Source organism: Microbacterium algeriense (genome assembly GCF_008868005.1).
GTDB lineage: Bacteria > Actinomycetota > Actinomycetes > Actinomycetales > Microbacteriaceae > Microbacterium > Microbacterium algeriense.
Genome location: NZ_WAAO01000001.1, coordinates 100,150 through 124,402, shown reverse-complemented (window position 1 = coordinate 124,402; position 24,253 = coordinate 100,150). Strand labels below are relative to the sequence as shown.

The 24,253-nt window shown below is 71.3% G+C and carries 17 protein-coding genes; 8 read left to right on the top strand and 9 right to left on the bottom strand.

The window, feature by feature from the left end:
* The 3 genes from F6A08_RS00550 to F6A08_RS00540 all read right to left on the bottom strand — a co-directional run bounded on the left by F6A08_RS00550 (position 1) and on the right by F6A08_RS00540 (position 2,486).
* Positions 1-354, bottom strand: coding sequence for a PadR family transcriptional regulator (locus F6A08_RS00550; protein ID WP_151458312.1), 354 nt, complete (start codon positions 352-354; stop codon positions 1-3).
* A gap of 273 nt (positions 355-627) precedes the next feature.
* Positions 628-1,266, bottom strand: a complete 639-nt coding sequence (locus F6A08_RS00545) for a response regulator transcription factor (RefSeq protein ID WP_017203033.1) — start codon at positions 1,264-1,266, stop codon at positions 628-630.
* Positions 1,254-2,486 carry a sensor histidine kinase gene (locus tag F6A08_RS00540; RefSeq protein ID WP_225855682.1) on the bottom strand — a complete coding sequence of 411 codons (1,233 nt, stop codon included), beginning with the start codon at positions 2,484-2,486 and terminating at the stop codon, positions 1,254-1,256. The genes F6A08_RS00545 and F6A08_RS00540 overlap by 13 nt, the downstream gene beginning before the upstream one ends.
* A 108-nt stretch (positions 2,487-2,594) precedes the next feature.
* Between F6A08_RS00540 and F6A08_RS00535 the strand changes: the two genes are divergently transcribed.
* From F6A08_RS00535 to F6A08_RS00525, 3 genes are all read left to right on the top strand, one after another.
* The gene (locus F6A08_RS00535) at positions 2,595-3,362 is read left to right on the top strand and encodes an ABC transporter ATP-binding protein (protein WP_151458311.1); all 768 of its coding nucleotides are present in this window, start codon (positions 2,595-2,597) and stop codon (positions 3,360-3,362) included.
* Positions 3,362-5,875 (top strand): ABC transporter permease, encoded by a 2,514-nt coding sequence (locus F6A08_RS00530; RefSeq protein WP_151458310.1) that lies wholly within the window; start codon positions 3,362-3,364, stop codon positions 5,873-5,875. Before F6A08_RS00535 ends, F6A08_RS00530 begins: the two co-directional genes overlap by 1 nt.
* Before the next feature lie 200 nt (positions 5,876-6,075).
* A complete protein-coding gene (locus F6A08_RS00525) occupies positions 6,076-11,271 on the top strand; it encodes an isopeptide-forming domain-containing fimbrial protein (protein ID WP_151458309.1) in 5,196 nt (1,731 codons plus the stop codon).
* 108 nt (positions 11,272-11,379) lie between these two features.
* Here F6A08_RS00525 and F6A08_RS00520 read toward each other — a convergent pair whose 3' ends face one another.
* The gene (locus F6A08_RS00520) at positions 11,380-13,866 is read right to left on the bottom strand and encodes a helix-turn-helix transcriptional regulator (protein ID WP_151458308.1); all 2,487 of its coding nucleotides are present in this window, start codon (positions 13,864-13,866) and stop codon (positions 11,380-11,382) included.
* Between the two features lie 143 nt (positions 13,867-14,009).
* Here F6A08_RS00520 and F6A08_RS00515 point away from each other — a divergent pair, with 143 nt between their 5' ends.
* From F6A08_RS00515 to F6A08_RS00505, 3 genes are all read left to right on the top strand, one after another.
* Positions 14,010-14,561, top strand: coding sequence for an ECF transporter S component (locus tag F6A08_RS00515; protein WP_151458307.1), 552 nt, complete (start codon positions 14,010-14,012; stop codon positions 14,559-14,561).
* 37 nt (positions 14,562-14,598) lie between these two features.
* Positions 14,599-14,988, top strand: coding sequence for a DUF6153 family protein (locus tag F6A08_RS00510; RefSeq protein WP_151458306.1), 390 nt, complete (start codon positions 14,599-14,601; stop codon positions 14,986-14,988).
* Positions 14,989-15,056: 68 nt separating this feature from the next.
* Positions 15,057-15,650, top strand: a complete 594-nt coding sequence (locus tag F6A08_RS00505; RefSeq protein ID WP_151458305.1) for a DUF305 domain-containing protein — start codon at positions 15,057-15,059, stop codon at positions 15,648-15,650.
* 50 nt (positions 15,651-15,700) lie between these two features.
* Here the strand turns inward: F6A08_RS00505 and F6A08_RS00500 are convergent, their stop codons facing one another.
* Positions 15,701-16,564, bottom strand: a complete 864-nt coding sequence (locus F6A08_RS00500) for a zinc-binding dehydrogenase (protein ID WP_151458304.1) — start codon at positions 16,562-16,564, stop codon at positions 15,701-15,703.
* 123 nt (positions 16,565-16,687) lie between these two features.
* On the opposite strand from F6A08_RS00500, the gene F6A08_RS00495 reads away from it, so the two are divergent.
* A complete protein-coding gene (locus F6A08_RS00495; RefSeq protein WP_192576652.1) occupies positions 16,688-17,578 on the top strand; it encodes a helix-turn-helix transcriptional regulator in 891 nt (296 codons plus the stop codon).
* Positions 17,579-17,715: 137 nt separating this feature from the next.
* Here F6A08_RS00495 and F6A08_RS00490 read toward each other — a convergent pair whose 3' ends face one another.
* From F6A08_RS00490 to F6A08_RS00475, 4 genes are all read right to left on the bottom strand, one after another.
* Positions 17,716-19,044: a threonine/serine exporter family protein gene (locus F6A08_RS00490; RefSeq protein ID WP_124894520.1), complete on the bottom strand. Its 1,329-nt coding sequence runs from the start codon at positions 19,042-19,044 to the stop codon at positions 17,716-17,718.
* Between the two features lies 1 nt (position 19,045).
* Entirely contained in the window at positions 19,046-20,401 is a 1,356-nt protein-coding gene (locus F6A08_RS00485) for an anaerobic C4-dicarboxylate transporter family protein (protein ID WP_151458303.1), read from the bottom strand.
* Positions 20,398-21,138: a Type 1 glutamine amidotransferase-like domain-containing protein gene (locus F6A08_RS00480; protein WP_017203017.1), complete on the bottom strand. Its 741-nt coding sequence runs from the start codon at positions 21,136-21,138 to the stop codon at positions 20,398-20,400. Before F6A08_RS00480 ends, F6A08_RS00485 begins: the two co-directional genes overlap by 4 nt.
* Before the next feature lie 101 nt (positions 21,139-21,239).
* Positions 21,240-21,977 (bottom strand): SGNH/GDSL hydrolase family protein, encoded by a 738-nt coding sequence (locus F6A08_RS00475; protein WP_225855681.1) that lies wholly within the window; start codon positions 21,975-21,977, stop codon positions 21,240-21,242.
* Positions 21,978-22,363: 386 nt separating this feature from the next.
* On the opposite strand from F6A08_RS00475, the gene F6A08_RS00470 reads away from it, so the two are divergent.
* Positions 22,364-24,232 carry a DUF5979 domain-containing protein gene (locus F6A08_RS00470; RefSeq protein WP_151459061.1) on the top strand — a complete coding sequence of 623 codons (1,869 nt, stop codon included), beginning with the start codon at positions 22,364-22,366 and terminating at the stop codon, positions 24,230-24,232.
* Positions 24,233-24,253 lie beyond the last annotated feature (21 nt).

The following is a 24,253-nucleotide window of genomic DNA, read 5'->3' as shown; positions in this document are numbered from 1 at the left end:
TCAGTTCTCCTTGTTCGTGGTGTCGCTGGTGTTCGTGGTGTGCAGTCGTTCGATGTGCGTGCGGAGGAAGCTCCAGGTGGTCCAGAACTCCTCCAACTCCTGGCGGCCCTGAGCATTGAGGGTGTACACCTTGCGGGGCGGGCCCTTCTCGCTCGGCACCTTCTCGACGTCGACGAGCTTCTTCTGCTCGATCCTGACCAGCAGGGCGTAGACGGTGCCCTCGGCGGTGTCGGTGAAGCCGTGCTCGCGCAGCCGTGTCGTGATCTCGTATCCGTAGGCCGGCTGCTCGGCGAGGAGGGCCAGCACGATGCCCTCCAGGGTGCCCTTGAGCATCTCGGTCATCTGCTTGCCCATCGTCCCCTCCTCTCGTTGTCTGTGTCTGTTGTTCGGTACTCAGTGTTGCTGGGTACCGGTACAAAGTAACACTGAGTACCGGTACTTAGCAACACCGAATACTGAGTTTTTTCCTCCTCCTTCTTCCGCCGAGACCCCGGGTACGCGGCGAGACCCCCGGGTAGCGACGCAAAGACCCCGGGGTCTCGACGACACCCAGGGGTCTCAGCGGGGAGGAGGGAGGTGAGGGAGGGGAGGGAGAGGAGGGAGGGAGGGGAGGGGAGAGGGAGGAGGTCAGGTGCGGAGGTAGGCGAGGACGGCGAGGACGCGACGGTGGCCGCTGTCGCTGGAGGCGAGGCCGAGCTTGGCGAAGATGTTGCCGATGTGCTTGCTCACGGCGGTCTCCGTCACGAACAGGCGCTCGGCGATCGTGGTGTTGTCGAGTCCTTCGGCCATGAGGCCGAGCACCTCCCGCTCGCGCGGGGTGAGGGTCTGCACGGGGTCGTCGGCGCGACGCCGGCTCATGAGCTGCGAGATGACCTCGGGATCCATGACCGTGCCGCCGGCGGCCACGCGGCGCAGAGCATCGACGAACGCGGCGACCTTGCCCACGCGCTCCTTCAACAGGTAGCCGAGGCCGTTCGCCCCGGCCGCGAGGAGCTCCCCGGCGTAGCGATCCTCCACGTACGCCGAGAGCACGAGCACCGGAAAGCCGGGGCGCCGGGCGCGCGCTTCGGCCGCGGCCTTGAGTCCCTCGCTGGTGAACGTCGGCGGCATCCGCACGTCGACCACCGCCGCATCGGCCTCGTCGAGGAGGGCGAGGAAGCCCTCGGCGTCGGGCACGGCGCCGATCACGTCGAAGCCCTCGCTGCGCAGCAGCAGAGCCAGCCCCTCCCGCAGCAGGGTGTCGTCCTCCGCGATCACGATCCGCATGGCAGCTCCGTCCGCAGGATGGTCGGTCCCCCGGCGGGACTCGTCAGCTCCATCGTGCCCTCGAACGCCTCGATCCGGCGCCGGATCCCCGCGAAACCTCCGCCGAGACGCTCGACCGCGCCGCCGACCCCGTCGTCCTCCACCGCGATGAGCAGCAGTTCGCCCTCCCGCTCGACCCGGACCGTCGCGGTCGTCGCCTCGCTGTACTTGTTCACGTTGGTCAGGGCCTCCGCGACCACGAAGTAGCTGGCGGACTCGACCGCCGCCGGCACTCGGCCGATGGCCGTGGCTTCGAGCGTGCACGGGACGACGCTGCGCCCGGCGAGGGAAGCAAGCGCGCCCTCGAGCCCGAGTTCGTCGAGGATCGGCGGATAGATGTCGTGCACCGTGCGTCGGAGTCCCGCGAGCGCGTCGGAGGCGGCGTCCTGCGCTCGCCGCAGAGGTTCGAGCACATCGCCCCCGGTCTCCTGGGCGCGCTCCGCGATCCCCAGCATCATCACGACGTTCACCAGCCGGTTCTGCGCGCCGTCGTGCAGATCGCGTTCGATGCGGCGCAGCTCGGCGGCGTGCGCGTCGAGGGCGGCCGCCCGGCTGAGGGTCAGCGCGTCGACCCGGGCGGCGAGGCGGGACTTCTGCGGCGTCGCGAGCAGCTTGGCGCAGACGAACGCCACGAGGCGCGCGACGGCCGGCACGAGGAACACCGCCGCGACCGCGTACGCGAGGGCGACGAGCGGCATGGTCCACGCCAGTTCCCACGAGGTGACCGGATACGGCGATCCCACCGGGTCATCGGCCGGTGCGAACTGCCAGTACCAGGTGACGGCGAGGGAGTTGATCGCCGCGAGCGGCAGGGCCAGGGTCAGCAGCGCCGCCCACATCACGGGGAAGGCATGCGCCGTGAGCCACAGTGCGTCACGGCCGGTCGGACGGGAGAAGGCGAAGCGGAGTCGTTCGTCGATCGTGGCTCCGCGGGGCAGCCTGCGCGACAGCGGAGGCAGGTCGTCCCCGCGCCGGCGTCCGATCCGCCGTCGAGCCCGATCGCTCCAGGCATGCAGGACCTGCACGACCTGGGGAAGCAGCAGCACTCCGCCCGTGATGAGCATGAGCGGCAGAAGGACGAGGATCACGCAGAACAGCGCGAGCGAGACGACGGAGGCGCCGAGTTCGATCCCGAGGAACCGCGCATCGCGCAGCCACCCGCGCATCCATCCGTCCGTCACCCTGCAAGTCTGCCGGAGCGGCGAGCACCGCGCGGTATAGCCAGCTCCACCATCGATGCGGGACCGGGCGGGATGGGGGCGGCTGCGCGGTGTTCCTAACGTCGAAGCATGACCTCCCTCTCCTCCACGCCGCTCGTCGAAGCGGCCCCCGTCGAGGCTCTGCGCCTCAGCGGCCTCGTCAAGACCTACGGTTCCGGCAGCACCAGGGTGACCGCGCTCCGTGGCATCGACCTCGCCATCGCCCGCGGCTCGTTCACGGCGATCATGGGGCCGTCCGGCTCGGGCAAGAGCACGCTGCTGCACAGCGCCGCGGGGCTCGATCGCCCGACCAGCGGGGCCGTGCACCTCGGCGGCACCGAGATCTCCGCGCTCAAGCCCCGACAGCTCACGGCCTTCCGCCGCGACCATGTCGGCTTCGTGTTCCAGGCGTACAACCTGCTGCCCGCCTTGACCGTGGAGGACAACATCACCCTCCCGCTGCGTCTCGGTCGGCAGCCCCTCGACCACCGCTGGCTCGAGACCCTGCTCGAGGCGGTGGGGCTGAACGACCACCGGCACCGCCGCCCCGCCGAACTCTCCGGCGGACAGCAGCAGCGCGTCGCCATCGCCCGAGCCCTCATCACGCGGCCGCACGTCGTGTTCGGCGACGAGCCCACCGGAGCCCTGGACTCCCGTACCGGGAAGCAGGTGCTCGACCTCCTCGCCCACACGGCGAAGGAGTTGCACCAGACCGTGGTGGTCGTCACGCATGACCCGGTGGTGGCCTCGCACGCCGACCGGGTGATCTTCCTCGCCGACGGGGCGTTCGCCGGACATCTCGACGGCGGCACACCGCAGCAGATCACCGATCGCATGAGCACGCTGGGGGAGTGGTGATGTCGGCCGCGGCCCTCGAGCTCGGACGGATCGTCCGCGCCGACCTCCGTCATCATCGCCGCAGTCTGGCCGGGGTCTTCGTCGCCATCTTCGTCGCGGGTGCGCTCGTCACCGGGCTCGGGGTGCTCGTCGAGTCGGGCATCCGCGGCGGTCTCGCCCCGGAGCGCTACACCGCCGCCGACCTCGTCGTGGGCGCGGCGCAGCAGGTCGACGTGCCGGAGGACCTGCCCGTTCCGCTGCGCGAGCGCGCGCTCGTCCCCGCCGACGCTGCGCGCGAGATCGCCGCGCTGCCCGGGGTGGAGGCCGTCGTGGCCGACGTCACGGTCCCGCTCGCCGTACCCGGCGGAGCGGCGCCGGATGCGGTCGTCGAGGCTCATCCCTGGCCTGCCACGGCGCTCACCGGGTTCACGCTGGCGGAAGGGCGTGAGCCCGCCGCAGCCGACGAGATCGCCGTCACGGTCGGCTCGGCCCACGGCGTGGGTGAGGCCGTCACCCTCGCCCACGGTGGCTCCCCGGCGACGTACCGCGTGGTCGGGGTGGTGGCCGCGCCCGTGGCCCCCGACCGCAGCATCCCGGTGTTCCTCACCGAGGATCGCATCGCCGACCTCGACCCCCGCGGCGGCATCCCGCACGCGCTCGGCGTCTTCGTCGACGGCGACCCGGAGCAGGCGGCGACCGCGATCCGCGAGTCCTTCCCCGCACTGGTGGCGCGCACCGGGGACGCCCGCGGCGACGTGGAGTTCCTCGATTCCGGAGCTGCCCGCACCCTGCTCATCGCGATCGGCAGCGCCTTCGTCGGCACCTGCATCCTCGTGGCCCTGTTCATCGTCTCCGGCACGCTCTCCCTGTCGGTGCAGTCGCGCCGCCGTGAATACGCGCTGCTGCGTGCGGTCGGCGCCACGCCCCAGCAGGTGCATGCGCTGATCGCTCGAGAGGTGCTCGCCGTCGCGGCGCTCGCCGCGATCCTGGGCCTCGCACCCGGATACCTGCTCTCCTCCGTCCTGCAGTCGGCCTTCGTGGCGGGCGGCGTGATCCCGGGCGACTTCGCGCTGGCCGTCAGCCCCCTTCCCGCGGCCGGTGCTCTGCTGCTGGTGCTCGGGGCCGCGTGGGGTGCGGCACGGATCGCCGCGCGACGCCCTGCTCGCCTCGACCCCATCGAGGCGCTGCGGGAGTCGTCGACGGGACCGGGACCGATCGGTCTGCCCCGCGTCATCACCGGCATCGTCTTCGCCGCAGCCGGGCTCTCCGTGTCGACGGTACCGCTGGTGGTGCGGGGTGACGCGGCAGTCGGTGCTTCGGCCGGTGCCGCTCTGATGCTCATCGTGGCGCTCGCAGTGCTCGGACCGTGGCTCGTCTCCCTGTGTGTCCGGGCGGTCGGTCCCGCGTTGCGTCGACTGTCCGCCGCGGGGTTCCTCGCCGCCGCGAACACCGCCGTCGGCAGCCGTCGTCTGGCGGCGGCCATCCTTCCGATCGCGCTCGGCATCGGCCTCGGTCTCGTGCAGATCGGCGGTCCGGCCATCGTCTCCGCTGAGGCCGCTGATCAAGCCAGGGCGGGCGTCACGGCGCAGCTGCGGGTCTCCGGACCCAGCGGACTCTCGCCGGAGGTGGTCGAGGGAATCCGGGACGTCTCGGGTGTCGACGCCGCCTCCGGCGTGGTCGTGAGCGCTGCGGTGGTCGATTCCCGAGACATCGAGGGCAAGACCGTGCGCGCGGAATACGCGCTGCAGGGCATCGATCCCGGCACCGTCGACGGGCCGCTCGATCTGAAGGTCCGGGAAGGGGCGCTGGGCGCCCTCGACGGCGATGCCACGGTCGCCGTCTCCACGGATGCCGCGCAGAGCCTCGGGATCAGGATGGGCGACACGGTCACCGGCGTGTTCGGCGACGGCGCCGCGCTCGACGCCACCGTGGTCGCCGTCTACGAGCGCGGCCTCGGCTTCGGCGCGCTCACCATGGACGAGGCGCAGGTCCGCGCCCACACCACGTCCGGACTCGATTCGTTCGCGCTCGTGTCGACCGAACCGGACGTCGCCGCGACCGTGGCCGCCCTGGAGGCGCAGGGACTCGTCGTCACGCCCGCCTCCGGCCAGAAGGCGGCCGGGGCCGATGCGGTGTCGCAGCAGGGCTGGGTGAACCTCGTCGCCCTGCTGGTGATCCTCGGGTACATCGCGATCGCGGTCGTGAACACTCTCGTGATGGCGACAGGGGAACGGTCACGGGAGTTCGCCCTGCTGCAGCTGATCGGCGCCTCGCGCGGGCAGGTGCGCGCCACGATGCGCACCGAGGCGATCCTCATCGCGGCGATCTCGATGGTGTTCGGCGTGCTGGTCGCGATCCCTCCCCTCATGGGCATGAGCTACGGCATCTCCGGGCAGCCGATCCCCGCGATGCCCGTGCTGGGCTCGCTCGCGATCATCGGCGGGATGGGCGCGCTGGCCCTGATCGCGCTCCGGCTCGCGACCGGTGCCACCCTGCGCCGCCGCCCGATCGAGGAGATCGGCTCCCGCGAATAGTTCCCGCCGACGGGGCGGGGGGGTGAAAAGGCGGGGTGAATTCTCCCGGTTCGACCGGGACGCTCGGGCTCGGACCGGCAGGCTGACGGAGGCCCGGACCGAGTCCACCCTGCCCGAGGGGTGCTCGGCGGTCGCCTGAGGGGGCGGGGCTTCCGTGTGCGCGTGTGCGCACCGGGACGCGATGAATGGGGAGAGCAGTCATGGGATTCCGTGTTGCCCGCAAGCACCAGGTGCAGGAAACGGCTCCGCTCGAGCGGCGCGACCGCTGGCGGAAGCGAGCGAGGAAGGTGGTCGGCGGCGCGGTCAGCACGGCGCTCGTCGCCTCGTCGATGATCGTCATCGGCGGCACGCTGACCGCTGCTCCGGCGGCCGCGGCCGACCCGTTCCTCTGCACGCCGGGAGCCGTCTACGTGCAGAGCGCCACCGAGGTGCGCGAGTTCGCCGTGAACGTGCAGGGCGGAGCGGAGGGCGACGGAGGCAGTCTCAGCTCCATCAACCTCGGCGCGGACCACTCCAACAACGCGCTCGGTGTGTCGTCCAGCGGGCGTTACGCCTACACGGTGACGAACGCCGCGGGAACGAAGACCCTCGCCAAGCACGACCGCGTGACCGACGTCACGTCGCGCACGACGTTCTCGCTGAACTCGTCCGTGCTGCGTGGCGCCGTGCATCCCGTCACGGGCGTGTACTACTTCGCCAGCGGCACGACGAGCGGCGCGATCAACCTCTACGCCTGGAACGAGAACGTCACGCCGCAGACCTACGTGCAGGTGGGAGCACTCCGCCCGACGACCGGGAGCAGCGCGTTCGGCGCCAACGGCGACATGGCGTTCAGCGCCTCGGGACAGCTCGTGCTGGTCGCCGACAACATCATCTACTCCGCCGACCTCCCCACCGCGCTCGAGCCGAGCACGGCGACGATCGACGCCAAGCAGGTGCACGACATGGGTGCGGGCGTGCAGGGGAACGGCATCGCGTTCGGAAACCTGGGCCACATCTTCGTCTCCGTCTCCGGCGGGGGCAACCGCATCATCGAGGTGGACCTCCCGCGCGGTCAGACGGTCAACACGACCTCTCTGGGAAACTTCGCGCCCACCGACATGGCCAGCTGCACGTTCCCGAACACGCTGACGCTGAAGAAGGACCTCCCGGAGGGCCGCCACGCCGCGACCGACCAGTTCGCGCTGCGTGTGCAGTCGCCGTCCGGCTACCAGGTCGCGCAGACCGACGCGACCACGCGTGGCGAGCGTCCAGGCGTGCAGCCCGACTACGCGGGACCGGTCTTCACGAACCAGGGCGACACCTTCCGGCTCTCCGAGACGGCCACCGGCACGAGCGATCCCACCCGCTATGACGAGTCGCTCCTCTGCGTGCAGGTGAACCCGGATGGATCGACCACTCCGGTGACCGTCACCGCGGACGGTCAGGTGACCCAGCCCTCCGGCCCGCTCGGCACCGACGTGACCTGCACGTTCACGAACGTCCGGCTCGCGCCGGACCTCGCGCTGCGCAAGACGTCGGACCCCGCGAACGGCACCGCCGTGCAGGCCGGTCAGCGCCTCACCTACACGGTGCAGGCCGAGAACACCGGCAACACCCGCCTCAACCCGGTCACCGTGACCGACGACCTGTCCGGCGTGCGCGCGTTCGCCGAGTACCAGGGCGACGTGGCGACGGCGATCGACGGCGACCCGGTGTCGTCCGGCGCCGCCACCGTCACGGGCGACGACCTCGCGTGGACCGGCGCCCTCGAGCCCGGGCAGGTGCTCACGATCACGTACTCCGTCGTCGTGGATGCCGATGTCGAGGGCGAGCGCATCGCCAACCGCGTCACGGCCTCGGGCACCCCGCCCGGGCTCGACCCGATCGTCCCGCCGGCCGTCACGACCGAGCACCCTGTCGCCGGCTTCGAGGTCGCGAAGACCTCCGTCCCCGCCGCAGGCAGCGTCGTGGAGCCCGGCCAGACCATCGAATACACGGTCACCGGCCGCAACACCGGCGCGACCGTCCTGAACCCGGCCTCCATCACCGACGATCTCTCCGGGGTGCTCGCGCACGCCGCATACGACGATGACATCCTCACGACGATCGACGGCACCACCCTCACCGCGGGCGGCGCCACCGTGAACGGCGACGACCTCGCCTGGACAGGCACCCTCCAGCCCGGCCAGACCGTGACCATCACGTACTCCGTCACGGTGGGCGACGACGCCTCGGGGGAGATCCTGCGCAACAGCGTCTCCGGATCCGGCACGCCGACCACCCCGAACCCGGGGGACCCGACCGGACCGCAGGTTCCGGGCGAGCCGATCGTCCCGCCGACGGTCACCACCGAGCACCCCGTGATCGGCTCCGGCTTCACGATCTCGAAGTCGGCCGACCCCGCCTCCGGCACCGCCGTGTCCGCGGGCGACACGATCACCTACACGATCACCGGCACCAACACGGGTGACACCGACCTCGACCCGGCCGAGATCGTCGACGACCTGTCCGGCGTGCTCGACTCCGCGGCGTACAACGACGACGTCACGGCCGACCGCGGCACGGTTCGGGTCTCCGGAAGCACGCTGACCTGGACCGGCGGCATCCCCCGCGGCGAGTCCGTCACCATCCGCTACACGGTGACGGTGGACGCGGGTATCGAGAAGGCCCTGCTGCACAACGTCGTCACCGGAACGGCGACTCCGCAGATCCCGGTCGATCCGTCCGACCCCTCCGGTGCGAAGACGCCGGGGACGCCGATCGTCCCGCCGGCGGCGGAGACGGAGCACCCCGTCGTCGACACGGGCTTCGAAGTGAGCAAGACGGCCGATCCGGCCTCCGGCACCGCCGTCCGCGCGGGCGACACCCTGACCTACACGGTCTCGGGCCTCAACACCGGCAACACTGTCCTCGACCCCGCGACGATCGTCGACGACCTCTCGGCCGTCCTCGCGAACGCGGAGTACGGCGGCGACGTCGAGGCCTCCACCGGTTCCGTCGTGCTCTCCGGCACCACGCTCGCCTGGACCGGCACCCTCGCCCCGGGCGATCGCGTCGACATCACCTACACCGTGACGGTGCACGAGGACGCGACCGGCGTTCTGCTGCGCAACACGGCGACGGGCGAGGCGACGCCGCTCATCCCGGCGGATCCGACCGACCCGGACAGCCCGACCACGCCCGGCACTCCGGTGACGCCGCCGCCCGCGACGACGGAGCACCCTGTCGCGACCCCCGGGTTCACCGTCACCAAGACGGCCGACCCCACCACGGGTACCCGCGTCGACCCCGGCAGCGTGATCGCGTACACCGTGACCGGCCGCAACACGGGCGACACCGTCCTCGACCCGGTCGCGATCGGTGACGACCTGCGCGCGGCACTGGCCCACGCGTCCTACAACGACGATGTGTCCGCGACCCGCGGCGATGTCCGGGTGGCCGACGGCTCCCTCTCGTGGAGCGGCGCGCTGCAGCCCGGCCAGGACGTCGTGATCACCTACTCGGTCACCGTCGACGCCACCGCCGGCGGCGAGACCATCGCGAACACGGCGACCGGAGAGGCGACCCCGCTGATCCCCGCCGACCCGAGCGACCCCGAGAGTCCCACGACCCCGGGTACGCCGATCACGCCGCCGCCGTCGAGCACGGAGCACCCCGTGAACGAGCCCGGCTTCACGTTCGCCAAGACGGTCGACCCGGCTGCGGGCACCGCGGTGGACGCCGGTGACGTGCTCACGTACACGCTGACGGCCGCCAACACGGGCCAGACGGCGCTCGACCCGGTGACGATCACCGACGACCTGTCCGGCGTGCTGCCGTCCGCGACCTTCAACGCGGACGCGGTGGCTAGCATCGCGGGCGTCTCCGCCGGCGCGGCGACCCTGGACGGCGCGGAGCTGTCGTGGACGGGAGCCCTCGCGGTCGGCCAGACCGTGACCGTCACCTACTCCGTGACCGTGACCGCGGAGGGTGTCGGCACCGTGATCGAGAACGCGGCGACCGCCACGGCCACGCCGCCCGGAGGATCGACCATCACGCCGCCGCCCGGCACCACCATCAACCCCGTCAACGAACCAGGGTTCTCCGTCTCGAAGAGCGCCGATCCGGTCGCGGGCACGGCGGTCGATCCCGGCAGCGTCCTCACCTACACGGTGACCGGCGTGAACACGGGCGAGACGGTGCTCGACCCCGTCACCATCGCCGACGACCTCTCCGGCGTCCTGGCGCACGCGGACTACAACGACGACGCGACCGCGACGATCGGCGGCACGGCGACGACCGCGCCGACGGTGGCCGAGGACCGCCTGTCGTGGACGGGTGTGCTGCAGGTCGGCGAGACCGTCACGATCACGTACTCCGTGACCGTGGGGGCGGATGCGGGTGGCACCGTCCTCGAGAACTCGGCCTCCGGCTCTGCGACTCCGCCGGGGGGAGTGCCTCCGATCGAGACGCCGCCCGCGACGACGGAGCACCCCGTGAACGAGCCTGGCTTCGAGCTCCGCAAGTCCGCGGATCCCGCCTCCGGCATCCGCGTCGACCCGGGCAGCGTCCTCACCTACACCGTGACCGGCATCAACACGGGCGAGACGGCGCTGGCTCCGGTCCGCATCGTCGACGACCTCTCGGGTGTGCTCGCGCACGCCGCCTACAACGGCGACGCCACGGCGACCGTGAGCGACGGCACCGCCGCAGCGCCCGCCGTCGATGGGGACGAGCTCACCTGGACCGGTGACCTCGCGGTCGGCCAGCGCGTCACGATCACCTACTCGGTGACCGTGCGCGGCGACGCCGGCGGTGCGATCATCGCGAACACCGTCGAGGGGACGGCGACGCCCCCGGGTGGCGCCGAGCTCACCCCGCCGCCGGTGACGACGGAGAACCCCGTCGGCACCCCGGGCTTCACGTTCGCCAAGACCTCCGATCCGGCGTCCGGCACCGCCGTCGCGACGGGCAGCGTCGTGACCTACACCCTCACCGGGACCAACACCGGCGAGACGGGCCTGGACGAGGTCGTCGTCACGGATGACCTGGCCGGAGTGCTGCGGCACGCCGACCTCCGAGGCCCGGCGACCGCCACGGTGGGTGACCGTGCGGTGGCCGCGCCGACGATCGACGGCACGACGCTGCGCTGGACCGGCAGCCTCGCCGAAGAGGAGGGCGTCGTGATCACGTACTCCGTGACCGTGCACGCCGACGCCGCGGGTGCGACCCTGCGGAACGTGGCCGCAGCCTCGGCCACACCTCCCGGCGGCGACCCGATCACCCCGCCGGCCGGTGTGACGGACAACCCCGTGCTGACGCCGCTCGCCCTGACGGGCGGACAGCTCGCCCCGTGGCTGCTTGGTCTGTCTCTGGCCCTGCTCCTCACCGGCGCCGCGCTCCTGCTGCTGCGCCGCCGCCGGACGCAGAGCTGATCCGCCGAACGCACGGCCTGCCGCCGAGTGCACGGTCTGCCCACGCCGGCAAGCCGTGCACTCGGCGCGAAGCCGTGCACTCGGCGCGCGAGCCGGAGGGAGCGGGGGTCAGGAGGGGAGGAGGCCGTGGCGGGCGGCCTGCTCCAGGGCTTCCGTGCGGTTCGCGGCATCGAGTTTGCGATAGATGCTGCGGAGTTGGGTCTTCAACGTGTTCGGTGACACGCTGAGGTCGGCCGCGATCTCGGGCAGGGGCGCTCCCGTGGTGAGGGCGCGGAGGACGACCTGCTCGCGCGATGACAGGCGCGGCCGTGCGGCGAACGACGGCAGCGCGGAGCGCGTCGGCAGCGGCGAGCCGTGGACGGGCGCGAGGTCGGCGCGCACGGCGGCGAAGTCCTCCGCGCTGAGCAGCGCCAGCGGGGTGCGCAGTTCGCGGTCGGAGAGCTGGGCCGCCAGGGCATCGGTCGCCCGTTGCGCCGCCGCCGCGGAGACGCGGTGCAGCGCCGCACTCTGCACGGCCGTCGCCTCGGCGCGTTCGCGGGAGGTCGACGGCTCGAGCCGTGTCTGCGACAGCAGCCGGACGGCCTCGGGAGCACGGCCGTCCAGGAGGGCGACCCGCGCACGTTCCAGGAGGGTTCCGAACCGATCGGCGCCGGAGTCCCGCTGCTTCGTGCCTCTGGCGGCCTTCACGTCGCCGAGCGCGAGGTGGAGCAGGATCCGGGGACGGCTGAGCGCGTGACGCGCGTGCGCGGAGCCAGCCTCCCGCCCGCGCATCCGGGCGAACGACTCGAGGCGCTCGAGTCCTCCCGCCGCGTCTCCGTCGTGCAGGGCGATCCACGCCTCCACGGTCGCCATCGTCGTCCAGTGCTCGATCGTGGCCCGGTGCGGCAGGAACACGCGGGCGTGCTGCTTCGCGGAGGCGATGTCGCCGTCCTCGACCGCGAGCATGGCCTCCGCGACCCGGTAGAAGGTGCCCCGGTAGCCGTCGAGCAGGGCGGGGTCCCAGTCTTCCTCGCGGATGAGCGCGGCATAGTGTCGAGCCTCGGGCAGATCCCCGTTGAGGGCGTGGATGCCGCTGAGCAGGCAGATGGCGTGGAAGCCGTTGCGGCTCCCCTGTGCGGCGGCGAGCGACGCCGCCTGTTCGAACAGCTGCACCGCCTGATCGCGACGACCGCTGTAGTAGAGCGAGATGCCCAGGTGCGTGCACAGCAGCGGCATCTCCCGCGCGTACTGCTGCCAGGCGGTCTCCGGCGTCTCGGTGAACACGGCCAGCGCGCGCGATGCGACCTGCCCGGCCCGGTCCGGCATGCCGATCACTCTGAGTGCGGCACTCTCAGCCGTCCAGATGAAGAGCCGCTCGGTCGGGGAGAGCCCGCTGCGGCGCGCGTTGGCGGCGGACACCGCCATGCGCAGCAGCTGCAGTCCGCGCAGGCGACGAAGCCGGTTCGCGTTCAGGCAGATCCCGAGCAGCATCGCCACCAGCGGCTCCTGCTTGAGCCGTGCGAGGGGCAGGTCGCCGAGGAGGCGGACGACCTCCCGCCCGTCGTGGTCGAGGAGGTGGCTCCACCCCGACATGATCACGTGGCCGGCGAGGTGGAGGTCGTCTTCCTCCACCGCGAGTCGAAGTCCCTCGAACGGCGCCCCTCGGCGAAGAGCTCCGTCGATCGCGAGCCGCCGGAGCCGCCGGACCTCGGCCGGGAGCCGTCGGACCAGCTCGCGGCGCAGCAGCGTCCGTGCGGGCGGCGCGATCGTGAAGGTCCGGTGCGGGCCGGACGACCACCGTCCGAATCCGAACGCCTCCGCCTCGTCGAGGGCGCCGACGATCCCGGCGTCATCGGTCAGCGCCTGGGCCAGCGGGAGATCCACGGTGTCCGTGATGCTGATTCGGATCAGGCCCTCCAGAACCCCCGCCCCGAACGTGCCCTCGGCCATCCGGCTGCGGAGGTAGTCGTCGACCGTGGCGGCGGCGACTTCGGCGAGAGCGGTCTCCGTCGAGGTCTTGCCGCGCAGGGCGACGGCCCGGATCACGGCGGCGAAGCCTCCGGTCGCTTCGAGGACCGCGGTGGCGCCGTCCTCGTCCGTGTCGAGAGCTCGGCCGATCTCCTCGGTGTCGAAGGCGAGGTCCGCCGGCGAGAGGCGGGTGGTGTCGATGACGAGATCGAGGCCGTCGCTGTCCCAGGCGCCTGGACGGTTCGATGCGACGATCAGGCGCGCCAGCGGGGCGGCCGCCACGACTCGACAGAGGTCGAAGACGCCGTCCCGATCCAGAGTCGCGGCGTCGTCGAGCACGAGGGCGATCGGCTCGTCGGCGTCGCACAGGAGCTCGCCGATGGCGTGCCAGTCGACGGCCGCGGTGTCGTGCGGCGAGGTCGGGGAGAGCGCGCCGTGCAGGCATCGTCCCAGGCTGCGGGCGAGGGCGTCGCTCGTCGACGACGACGGCGTCACCGTCAGCCAGATGACGCGGGTGGCTGTCGTCGACGCCCAGCCCACGAGGGCGGTGGTCTTGCCCGACCCGGACGCTCCGCGCAGCAGAGTCAGCGGCATGTCCGTCTCGAGCATGCGGTTCAGTCGCGGCCGCACGATCACGGTCGCCGACACGCGCGGAATCCGCGCCTCCCGTGGAGCGCGAGAAGCCCCCATCGTCCCTCCCCAGGTCCGTTCCCCGCCTCCTACGATATTCCGAAATTGTGGAGTGCGGCGGCGCGGAGACCCGGCGCCCCCTGCACCTCTAGGCTCGAGAGGTGAATGTGCGGCAGGGGCGGACGACGCGGCGGGTGTCGACCAGCGCCCTGCTCGTGACCGCCTCGCTCGGCGCGATCCAGGCGCTCGTGTTCATGGCGGTGGTGCCGATCACGACGGTCCTCGCCGTCTCCTCGCCTCCGGCCTATGCGCTCGTCGCCGCCGTGCACACCGCCCTTCCGCTGCTCGCCCGTGTCGTGACCCGCACCCCGGGCATGGCCACGTTCGCCGCCTTCGTCACGGGCGTGCTCACGGTCGCGATCTCCCCGATCGGCCCGCTCGGGATCGTGCCTCTGGTTCTCGGCGCGGCGGTCCTCGACCTCGCCCTGCCGTTTCGACGCGACGCCCGCACATCCCCCGGTCGCATCCTGGCGGCGGCAGCTCTGACCGGCGTCGTCTTGTTCTTCGTCGCCCTCCCGGTCTTCTCCCCGGAGCACCTCGTGCCGGGAGTGCTCATCGCGACGCTGGCCGCGCGCGTCGCCGGAGAACTCGCCGTCGCGGGTCTGGTCATCGCGGTCCGGCGCCTGCTGTCCCGGGCCGGCGTCGCGCGCTGAGCTGATACCCATACCCCCAGCGGGTAGCATGGCCCGCATGAGGCGTGCGACGACACTGCGGGGAGCGTTGTCGGTCGTCTGCCTCGCACTCGGCATCGTCGTGGGCCTGCTGGGGATGCATGCCTTCAACACGCACGGATCCGCCGATCCGCACACCGTCGTCACCCACGCGGCCGCGGCGCCGGCCTCCCCCGCGCTGCATCACACGACGGAGACGAACGCGGAAGTGGCGGTGCCGTCCGATGTCGGGCACGGTGCCGCCGCCCTGTGCGTCCTCGCCCTTCTCGGCGGTCTGCTTCTGCTGCTGCGACGGCCATCCCTCGTGCTCGCCCAGGGCCCGGGGCGCGTGCATCCCCTCCCCGCCTTCGGCCGCACCCCACGTCCTCGCCCGCCCTCTCTCCATGCGCTCTGCATCAGTCGCACCTGAGCGCTGCCCGTCTGCGCCACGGGTGCCCGCAACCGCGGTCGCCCTCCCCTGACTGAGAAGAGAGAGAAATGAACACCAGGATCACGGCTGCGGCCGCCCTCGTCCTCGCCGGAACGCTCGCGCTCGCGGGTTGCGCCTCCGCGGAACCAGCGGGACCCGCCGACCATTCCGGCATGGACCACTCCGCGTCCGACGCTCCCGCGGGGGACGCGAACGAAGCCGACGTCATGTTCGCGTCGATGATGATCGTGCACCACGAGCAGGCCGTCGAGATGTCGGACATCGTGCTCGCGAAGGACGACGTGGACCCGCGGGTCGCCGACCTCGCCGAGCGGATCACCGCGGCGCAGGGCCCAGAGATCGAGCAGCTTCAGGGCTGGCTCGACGACTGGGGCGCAGACGCTGGAGACGCCGGCGAGATGGATCACGGTGACGGCATGATGAGCGACGATGACCTCGCCGCGCTCGAGGAGGCGGCGGGGCCGGAAGCGTCGACGCTGTTCCTGGAGCAGATGATCATGCACCACGAGGGCGCGGTCGAGATGGCCGAAGCGCAGATCGCGGACGGCGAGAATGCCGATGCCGTGGCACTCGCGCAGGACATCGTCGACGCCCAGACGGCGGAGATCAGCGAGATGAAGGACATCCTCGCCACGCTCTGAACGGCACCCGCCCCCGCGTCGCGCATCCGCGGCGCGGGGTCGGGCGCGCGTCAGAGCGTGAGCAGCACCTTGGTGGCGCGTCGTTCGTCCATGGCGCGGTAGCCCTCGGCGGCGTCCGCCAGCGGCAGCGTCAGGTCGAAGACGGCGCCGGGGTCGATCCGATCCGTCATGATGAGGTCGATCAGCGCGGGAAGGTACCCGCGCACCGGGGCCGGCCCGCCGTGCAGGTGCACGCCGGAGAAGAACAGCTCCTGACCGGGGAGCTCGACGTCGTGGGAGACCCCCACGTATCCGACGTGCCCGCCGGCGCGGGTGGAGCGGATCGCCTGCATCATCGACTCCTGCGTGCCGACGGCTTCGATGGTCGAGTGCGCGCCCAGTCCGTCGGTGAGGTCCTTGATCGCCTGGACGCCGGCGTCTCCGCGCTCCTCGACGACGTCGGTGGCGCCGAATCGCCGGGCGAGCTCCTGTCGATCGGCGTGACGAGACATCGCGATGATGCGCTCGGCGCCGAGCTGCTTCGCGGCGAGCACTCCGAGCAGTCCGACGGCACCGTCTCCCACCACGGCGACGGTCCTGCCCGGTCCGGCGGCGGCGGCGACGGCGGCGAACCACCCGGTCCCCAGCACGTCGGATGCCGCCAGCAGACCGCGCAGCTGCGCCGGCGTCGGGTCGCCGGGCACCGCGACGAGCGTGCCGTCGGCCAGCGGGACGCGCAGCAGCTCGGCCTGCGTTCCGAGCGCGCCCATCGGGACGCGATGGACGCAGTGCGACTGGTAGCCGGCGCGGCAGATCTCACAGGTGTTGTCGGCGACGGACACCCGGATGACGGCGTCGGTGGGCTGCTCGATGACGGGGTCGGGGCGCTCTTCGACACGGACGTCGCGAGGCGCGTGCATGACGACTCCACGCATGGTGGTGTTCCTTTCGTTCGTTGTCCTCCAGTACACGCTCCCGAGCGCGTTCGGGGGAGTCCCTGCGGAGGGGTGTACCCGCAGGGCACCCCACATGCGGGTGGTGCTGCCTACCCTGGAACGATGGACGATCGAGCCGAGGTCCGCGAGTTCCTCATGTCGCGGCGCGCCCGCCTCAGCCCTGCTCAGGCGGGCATCCCCGCCGGGGCGAACCGCCGTGTCCCCGGGCTGCGTCGTGCCGAGGTCGCGGTGCTCGCGGGGGTCAGCGTGGAGTATTACGCCAAGCTCGAGCGCGGGGCGATCGGGGGTGCCTCCGCGTCGGTGCTCGATGCCGTCGCCGATGCCCTCCAGCTGGACGACACGGAGCGCGCGCATCTGTTCGACCTGGCGCGGGCGGTCGACGGCATCCCGACGTCGGGGCGGCTGCGACGACGCCGGACCGCGGGGAACCCGGCGACGCGACCCAGCCTGCACTGGGCGCTGGACGCGTTCACCGACGGGATCGCCGTGGTGCGCAACACCCGAGCCGACCTGGTCGCGGCGAACGCCCTCGGCCGCGCCTTCTACGCGGACATGTACGGCGAGGGCGGCCGCACCCCCAACTTCGCGCGCTTCCAGTTCCTCGATCCGGCCTCCCGCGACTTCTACCCGGACTGGGACCGTTTCGCGGAGATGTGCGTCGCGATCATGCGCGCCGAGGCGGGGCGCGACCCTCACGACCGCGAACTGCAGGAGCTCGTGGGCGAGCTGTCCACGCGCAGCGACGTGTTCCGTCGGCTCTGGGGCTCCCACGACGTGCGCACGCACGGTGCGGGCACCAAGCGCTTCCACCACCGGGTGGTCGGCGATCTGACCCTGGCCTACGAGGAGTTCGCGATCACCGCGGAGCCGGGGCACGTGCTGCTCGTCTACACCGCCGAGCCCGGTTCGCCCTCGGCCGAGCGTCTGCGTCTGCTCTCCTCGTGGGCGGCCGATCGGCAGTCGCCCGAGCACGCTGGTCCTGCCGAAGGCTGATCTCCTTCCCGTCGCTGTGCGTGCGATTCGCAAGCTTCCACCCGAGGCCAAGCGCCGCATCGAGGACGAGGTCCTGACGGTCGTCGTCGTCCACGCAGGGCATCGTCGCGAGGTCTATCGCTAGGGTCGGAGACCGTTCAGCGTCCGCGACCGAGGCGTCGCAGCGGGGACGAGAGCCGCGCCCAGAGACCGGGGCTCGGATCGTCGTTCGCGGGCGGCGGCGGAGCGACCGCGAACTGGACGAACTCCTCCGCGCCGTGGTGCACCACCCGGTAGAGCGCGGTGCCGATGAGCACTCCCAGCGCGATGGACATGACCGAGACGAGGGCGGCGGTGAAGTCGGCGAGTCCGTTGTCGGTCGCGAAGGCCTCGGTCAGCCCGACGAGCCCGGCTGCACCGGGGACGAGCAGCCAGAACGCGGGGAGGAACGTCAGCTGCGAGGGGGCTCCGTGGCGGAGTCCGGCGATCCAGAACACGACCGGGGTCACGGCGACGGCGCCGATGAAGCCGCCGACCGCCGGGTCGATGAACTCAGTCCCGGCCCACTGGCCGGCGTAGGCGACGACCAGCGCCAGCAGCACCCACCCGAACGTCGACGGCGGGGCGGAGAAGTGCAGGTAGTTGCCGAGGGCGAAGACGAGGATGCCGAGCAGCGGAACCCACCACGGCAGGAACGAGGAGGCGTCGAGCGGCTCGTACGAGTCGGAGTCGACGCCGATGACCGCCCCCGCCGCGAGGATGCCGAACGCGAGCAGCGCCAGTTGCACGAAGCCGTAGATGAGCCGGGAGGCCCCGGAGATCATCTGTCCTGCGGCGAGCTCGACGGTCGCCGTGGTGAGCACCCCGCCGGGGAGGAATGTGACGAGGGGAGCGATGAGCAGCCGGATGGGATCGCCGATCTCGATCACCTCCGCGAGGAGGAAAACCGCCGCGGCGCAGACGAAGGCCGCGGCGATCGGCATGATCAGCTGGAGGGTGGGGGAGCGCACGAGCTTCAGCAGCCCGATCCCGAAGCCGAGCGCGAAGGCGACGATCGCCCCCTGCCAGGTCGGGGCGAGCAGCAGGGCGAGGCCGGTCGTGAGCACGGCGTGCCCGAGCGTGCGGGTGAACCACCCGAGGCGCGGCCGCATGGCGCCGATCTCGTTGAGCCGCCGGATGCCGTCGAGCGGAGCCACCGAACCGGTCCGGGCGAGCGTGATCAGGTCGTACAGCGCGGCGATCTGATCGAAGCGGAACGAGGCGTTCGTGGCGGACCGGATCGCGACCCTCTCCTCCTCCGCGTCTCCGGTCTCCACGATGATGATGGTCGGCAGCACGACGAAGTCGGTGTCATCTCCTCCGGATGCCGTCGCCACCTCGGCGATGGTGTCGCGGATGCGGTCGACCGACTCGCCCGAGGCGTTCATCCCCTGAGCCAGCCCGAGCAGGAACTGACGGAGCGCCGAGCGGTCGACGGGCTCGATCATGTCAGCCGAACAGGAGGGACAGCGTCACTCCGACGATGATCGCGGTGCCGATGTACACGAGGTTCGGCAGCTGGAAGGAGTGGTCGACGACGAACTTGCCCATCTTGGTCGTCCCGGTCTGGTCGAACGCGACCGTGGCCACCTGGCTGCCGTTCGCCGGCAGGGTGTAGATGCCCATCGTCGCCGGCCACAGCCCCACCAGGAGCGTGGCCGGAAGACCGATCGTGATGCCGATCGGGACGATCGCATTCGTGGCGCTCGACTGGCTGGTGGTGAGCATCGCGACCGCAAAGAGGGCCAGGGCGAACAGCAGGGCGCCGAGGAACGCCGAGGACCCCGAGACCACCGAGCCCAGGCCGTCGACGATGAGCGTCTGGTTCGCCGCGACGAACGTGTTCGCCAGCCATGCGATGCCGAACAGGGCGATCGCTCCGACGATGCCGGCGGGGAAGGTGGGTTGCTTCGGCACGTCGGCGGCCTTCACCTTGCAGAATACGAAGATCAGGGCGGCGATGATGCCCATCGTCACCTCGATGATGACCGTGACGCTGAGGCGCAGCGGGTCGCCGTTGTCGTCCGTGCCGATCACGGGCCGCAGGTTCTCGAACAGGCCAAAGAACACGATCACGGCGACGCCGGCGAGGAACAGACCGGCCGACAGCACGGCGGTGGGGGCGAGCTTCTTCTCGTGCGCGTCGACCACGGGCGGCTTGATCTGGTGTTCGGCCAGTCGCCGCTGGTATTCGGGGTCGTCCTCGAGGTCCTTGCCGTGGCGCATCATGACGAGCGCGGCGAGGAGGAGGCCGGCGATCGAGGCCGGCCACATGATCAGCAGGAGGCCGCCGAGGTCGACGCCCTGCGGGGCGAGCAGCACGACCATCGACGCGGTGGCTGCGGACACCGGGGAGCAGAGGATGCCGACCTGCGAGGCGACGGCGGAGACCGACAGTGCGCGCTCCGGGCGGATCTTCTGCTGGTACGAGACGTCGTAGATGACCGGGAGCAGCGGGTAGAAGATGTTGCCGGTCCCGGCGCCGACCGTGAACAGGAACGACATCGCCGGGGCGAGGAAGACGACCGATCGGGGACGCCGGCGGATGACCTTCGCGGCGACCGAGACCATCCAGTCGATGCCGCCCGCCGCCTGCATGGTCGAGGCGGCGGTGATCACGGTGATGACGATGAAGACCGCGTCGACGGGCGCGTTTCCCGGCGCCTCGCCGAACAGGAACACGAGGACGGCGACGCCGACGAGCCCCCAGACGCCGAGTCCGATGCCGCTCGTGCGGGTCCCCATGAAGATCGCGAGGATGACCACGACGAGCTGTGCGACGAGGATCCACACGTTGTCGTTCATGACGACGGCCCCTTCACGACGGGTGCCGATCCGGTGAGCCGCCTGGTCGGCAGTTCCGTCTCGACGATCTTCCCGTCGACCGCCTCGACCCGCAGCGCCAGGGGATCGTCGACCGGGCTGATCGCGGTCACGAACTCGGAGTTCTCGAAGTGCAGCGACTGGAGGTTGCCGACCGCGTAACCCGTGGACAGCTCCCCGCTCAGAAGAGAGGCGTGGAAGAGGGGCCGGCGCTGGTCTTCGGCGTCGTAGTGCGGGCAGAAGCTGCCGTGCAGGAAACCGAGACCTTCCGGCAGCACCTGGAGCGTGGGGCCGTAGCTGTCGGTCGTGCCTCCCTCGAACCAGCAGATGCCGCCCGCGCTGCCGCCGGTGAACACCACGTTCGAATCGGGGTCCTCCCACAGCTCGCGCATGATCTCGTCCAGACCCTGGCGCTTCCACACGTCGAGCATGTTCGCGGTGTTCCCGCCGCCGACGTGGATCACATCGAAGCCGCGCACGAAGCCGGCCAGATCGTCGACCGCGCGATGGAACAGCGGCAGATGGTGCGGCGCGCAGCGGTCGGAGTCGTACGTGGAATAGAAGCTGACGATGTAGGCGGCATCGTCGCCGGTGGCCGTGCCGACGAAGAGCACGCGCGGGCGCTCCTTGCCGGTGAGCCCGAGGATGTAGTCGTGCGTCGGATCGTTCCGGCGCTCCATCATGGCCTTGCCGGCCCCTGTCGCGACGACGTGTGACATGCCCCCCACCTCACTGTCGAGTGTGAATGCGCTCAACCTACTGCGGCGCCGAGGCCGCCGTCCAGGGTGTCTTCATCCGGTGGGGGTGAGGGGCGACCGCCTTACGTGTTCATGCGCGCCGTGCCCACGATGCCCTCCAGGAGGGCGAGGGTGCGGGCGCGCGGGCCCTCCGGACGGATGCCGAGGACGCGCGCCAGTTCCTGTGCCAGGGCGGCGTGGCCGGCGGCGCCGGGGTGGAAGGGGTCGTTCATCAGCCCCCACGGCACACCCCCGTCGCCGAGCTCCGCGAAGCGGGCGTGCTGGTCGACGAGGATGACGTCCTCGTCGACGGCGACCCGGCGGACGGCCGCGGCGAACTCGCCGATCCGCCCGCGCTCAGGCGCATTGCGCACGTCGATCGCCGGCGGGGTCTGCAGCACGGGGATCGCGCCGAGCCCGCGGACCCGCGTCACGAAGTCGCGCAGCGACGCGGCATAGTCGTCCGCGCTGATGACGGGGCGCGGACCGCCGTCCGAGGCGTCGTTGGTGCCGATCATGAGGGTGACGACGTCCGGGCGCCAGGATGCGACTCGGCGATCCCAGTCGTCCAGGAGATCGACGATGCGGTTGCCGCTGATCGCCGTGTTGAGCACGATGTCGCGCACGCGCTCGAGCTCTCCGCGGATCAGCTCGTGCAGGTGCTCCGGGTAGCTGCGTCCTCCCTGGGTGTGCACGAGGCCGTGGGTGATCGAATCGCCTGTGATGATCCAGTTCAACGGCGCCGGATCGGTCAGTGCGGCGGCGAGCCGGCGGCGGTCGGAATCGGCGGTGGCGGGGGAGGCGGATGCGGCGATGGGCACGGGTTCGAGCATAATCCGCGAGCCCGCGCGTAATGCTTCGGGCGTGAGCGCGTCCTGTCCCCGAGGGTGAGGTCGGGCGCTCGAGCACGGACGGGATCCGTGGTCCGGCGTCGGTGAGTTCCCACCTCGTCGACGTTCTCCGGAGCCGAGCCCTCGTGCGGCGGGCCGCCTCCCCTGGCCCGCCGCACTTCTCTGGCCGCGCCGGGTGAGGACGGTCGTCATCCGTCCGACGGACCTCGGACGTCGTCTGATGCAACCCGGCGATGGGCGCCGTGCCGAGGATTTGCAGTATATTTCCGGCCGACGCGTAAGACGTAACGTGTTACTGTGTCTGCCTTGTAACCGCGCTCTTCGATTCGTGTGCGGCTTTTCACCGGAGGAAATTCATGTTGACCGATTCGCCACCTGCTCGGCCGCGCCGACGCGCGGACCGCCGTCCGTCTCGCCGCGGTTCCGCTGCCGCCGCACTCGTCCTGGGACTGATCGGAGCCCTGCTGGCGCCGCTGTCCGCGACGGCTGCTCCCCCGTACGCGACCGAGGCGAAGATCGACTCGCTCGCCTTCGCGCAGAGCACCGTCACGAGCGGGACCAGGGCCGAGCTCAAGGGCACCTGGTCTCTGCCGGACAATCCGACGGCACCCGCTGGGTTCGTCGTCGATCTGCCGGCGGATCTGCAGGGCATGCCGGACCGATTCCCGCTGCTCGATGCGACCGGCGCCAAGGCCGGGGACTGCGTCGCGACCGGCACGCAGCTCGTCTGCGACTTCGACAGCGCCTACTTGCGCAGCCACCCTCTCGGCCTGTCCGGGAGGTTCTCGTTCTGGGCGACGGTCACGACCCAGGTCACCGAGCAGACCACCGTCGACTACGACTTCGGCGACGTCACCGCATCGGTCGACGTGAAGCCCGATCCGTTCATCTGCACCGAGGACTGCACGTTCACGGGGCGCTCGAACTTCAAGAGCGGCGAGTACCAGAACAGCACGGACACGATCCAGTGGGACGTCGCGATCGGCGCGGGCGCCACGGGCATGACCGGGGGCCAGGAGGTCGTCGTCAAGGATGTGATCGGCGCGAACCAGGAGCTCCTCTCCCAATCCGCCACCGGCGAGCGCTCCCCGAGCCTGTGGGCGGCGAACGCGTTCCAGACGCTCCCCAGCGGGATGGTCGTGCCCGGGCCGTTCGCCGAGGTGGCCGCTTCCGACTACACCGTCTCCGCCGACGGTACGACCGTGAGCTTCACGGCGCGCGAGGGGTACTTCTACAACGTCCACTACCTGTCGAAGGTGACGGACGCCGGAGCGGCCGGCACGTATCAGAACGCGGCCGAGATCACCGTCGGAACCCAGAGCGCCTCCACCGTGACCTCCGAGGTCACCCGTCACGGCGGCTCGGGCACGGGAGAGGGCACAGGGGTGGGGACGTTCACGATCTCCAAGAAGCTCGACGGCGACACCGCGAACCTGGAAGACCTCACCTTCCACGGCAGCTACGTCGTGGCCACCCCGCAAGGCAGCACCGCGACCGGCGAGTTCGCCGTCCACGCGGGCGAGACGTGGACCAGTCCCGCTTTCGCGGCCGGCAGCACGGTCTCGCTCTCCGAATCCCTCGCCGGGCTGCCGGCGAACCTCGAGTGGGCGGCTCCCGCGTTCTCGCCGCAGACGGTCACCATCCGGGGTGACGAGTCCGTCGCGGTGACGCTGACCAACACGGCGACCCTGCGCACCCAGCCGTTCCTCGCGATGAAGACGCTCGCCGGGCCGGCGAAGGCGACCGCGATGGTGCCGGCAGCGACCCGCTACGTGCTCGAGTACTCGTATCCCGCCGGTCCGGGATTCCCGGCAGGCTCCGGAGAGCTCACGCTCGGGGCCGGCACGCCGGTGTCCGCGCCCGCGCTGCCGGTGGGCGCCGACGTCACGATCCGAGAACGGGCGCCGAAGCCCGTCGAGGGGATCACCTGGGGCGACCCGGTGATCTCGCCCGAGCGGTTCACCGTCGGCGACGAGGCCGTCACGGTATCGGTCACCAACCCGGTCTCGGTCGTCACCCCGCCCGTGGTGCCGGGCACGCCGAGCACTCCCCTCACCCCGACGACGCCGAGCTCGCCCGTGAAGCCGGGATCCGCCGGGGGATCGCTGGCGATCACGGGAGGCGAACCGGCGACGTGGAGCGCACTCATCGGGGTGCTGATGCTCGCTGCGGGAGGAGGCCTGGTCGCGGTGCGGCGGCTCCGACGATCCAGCCGCCAGCCGTGACCCGAGGTGGGGTGCCGTCGA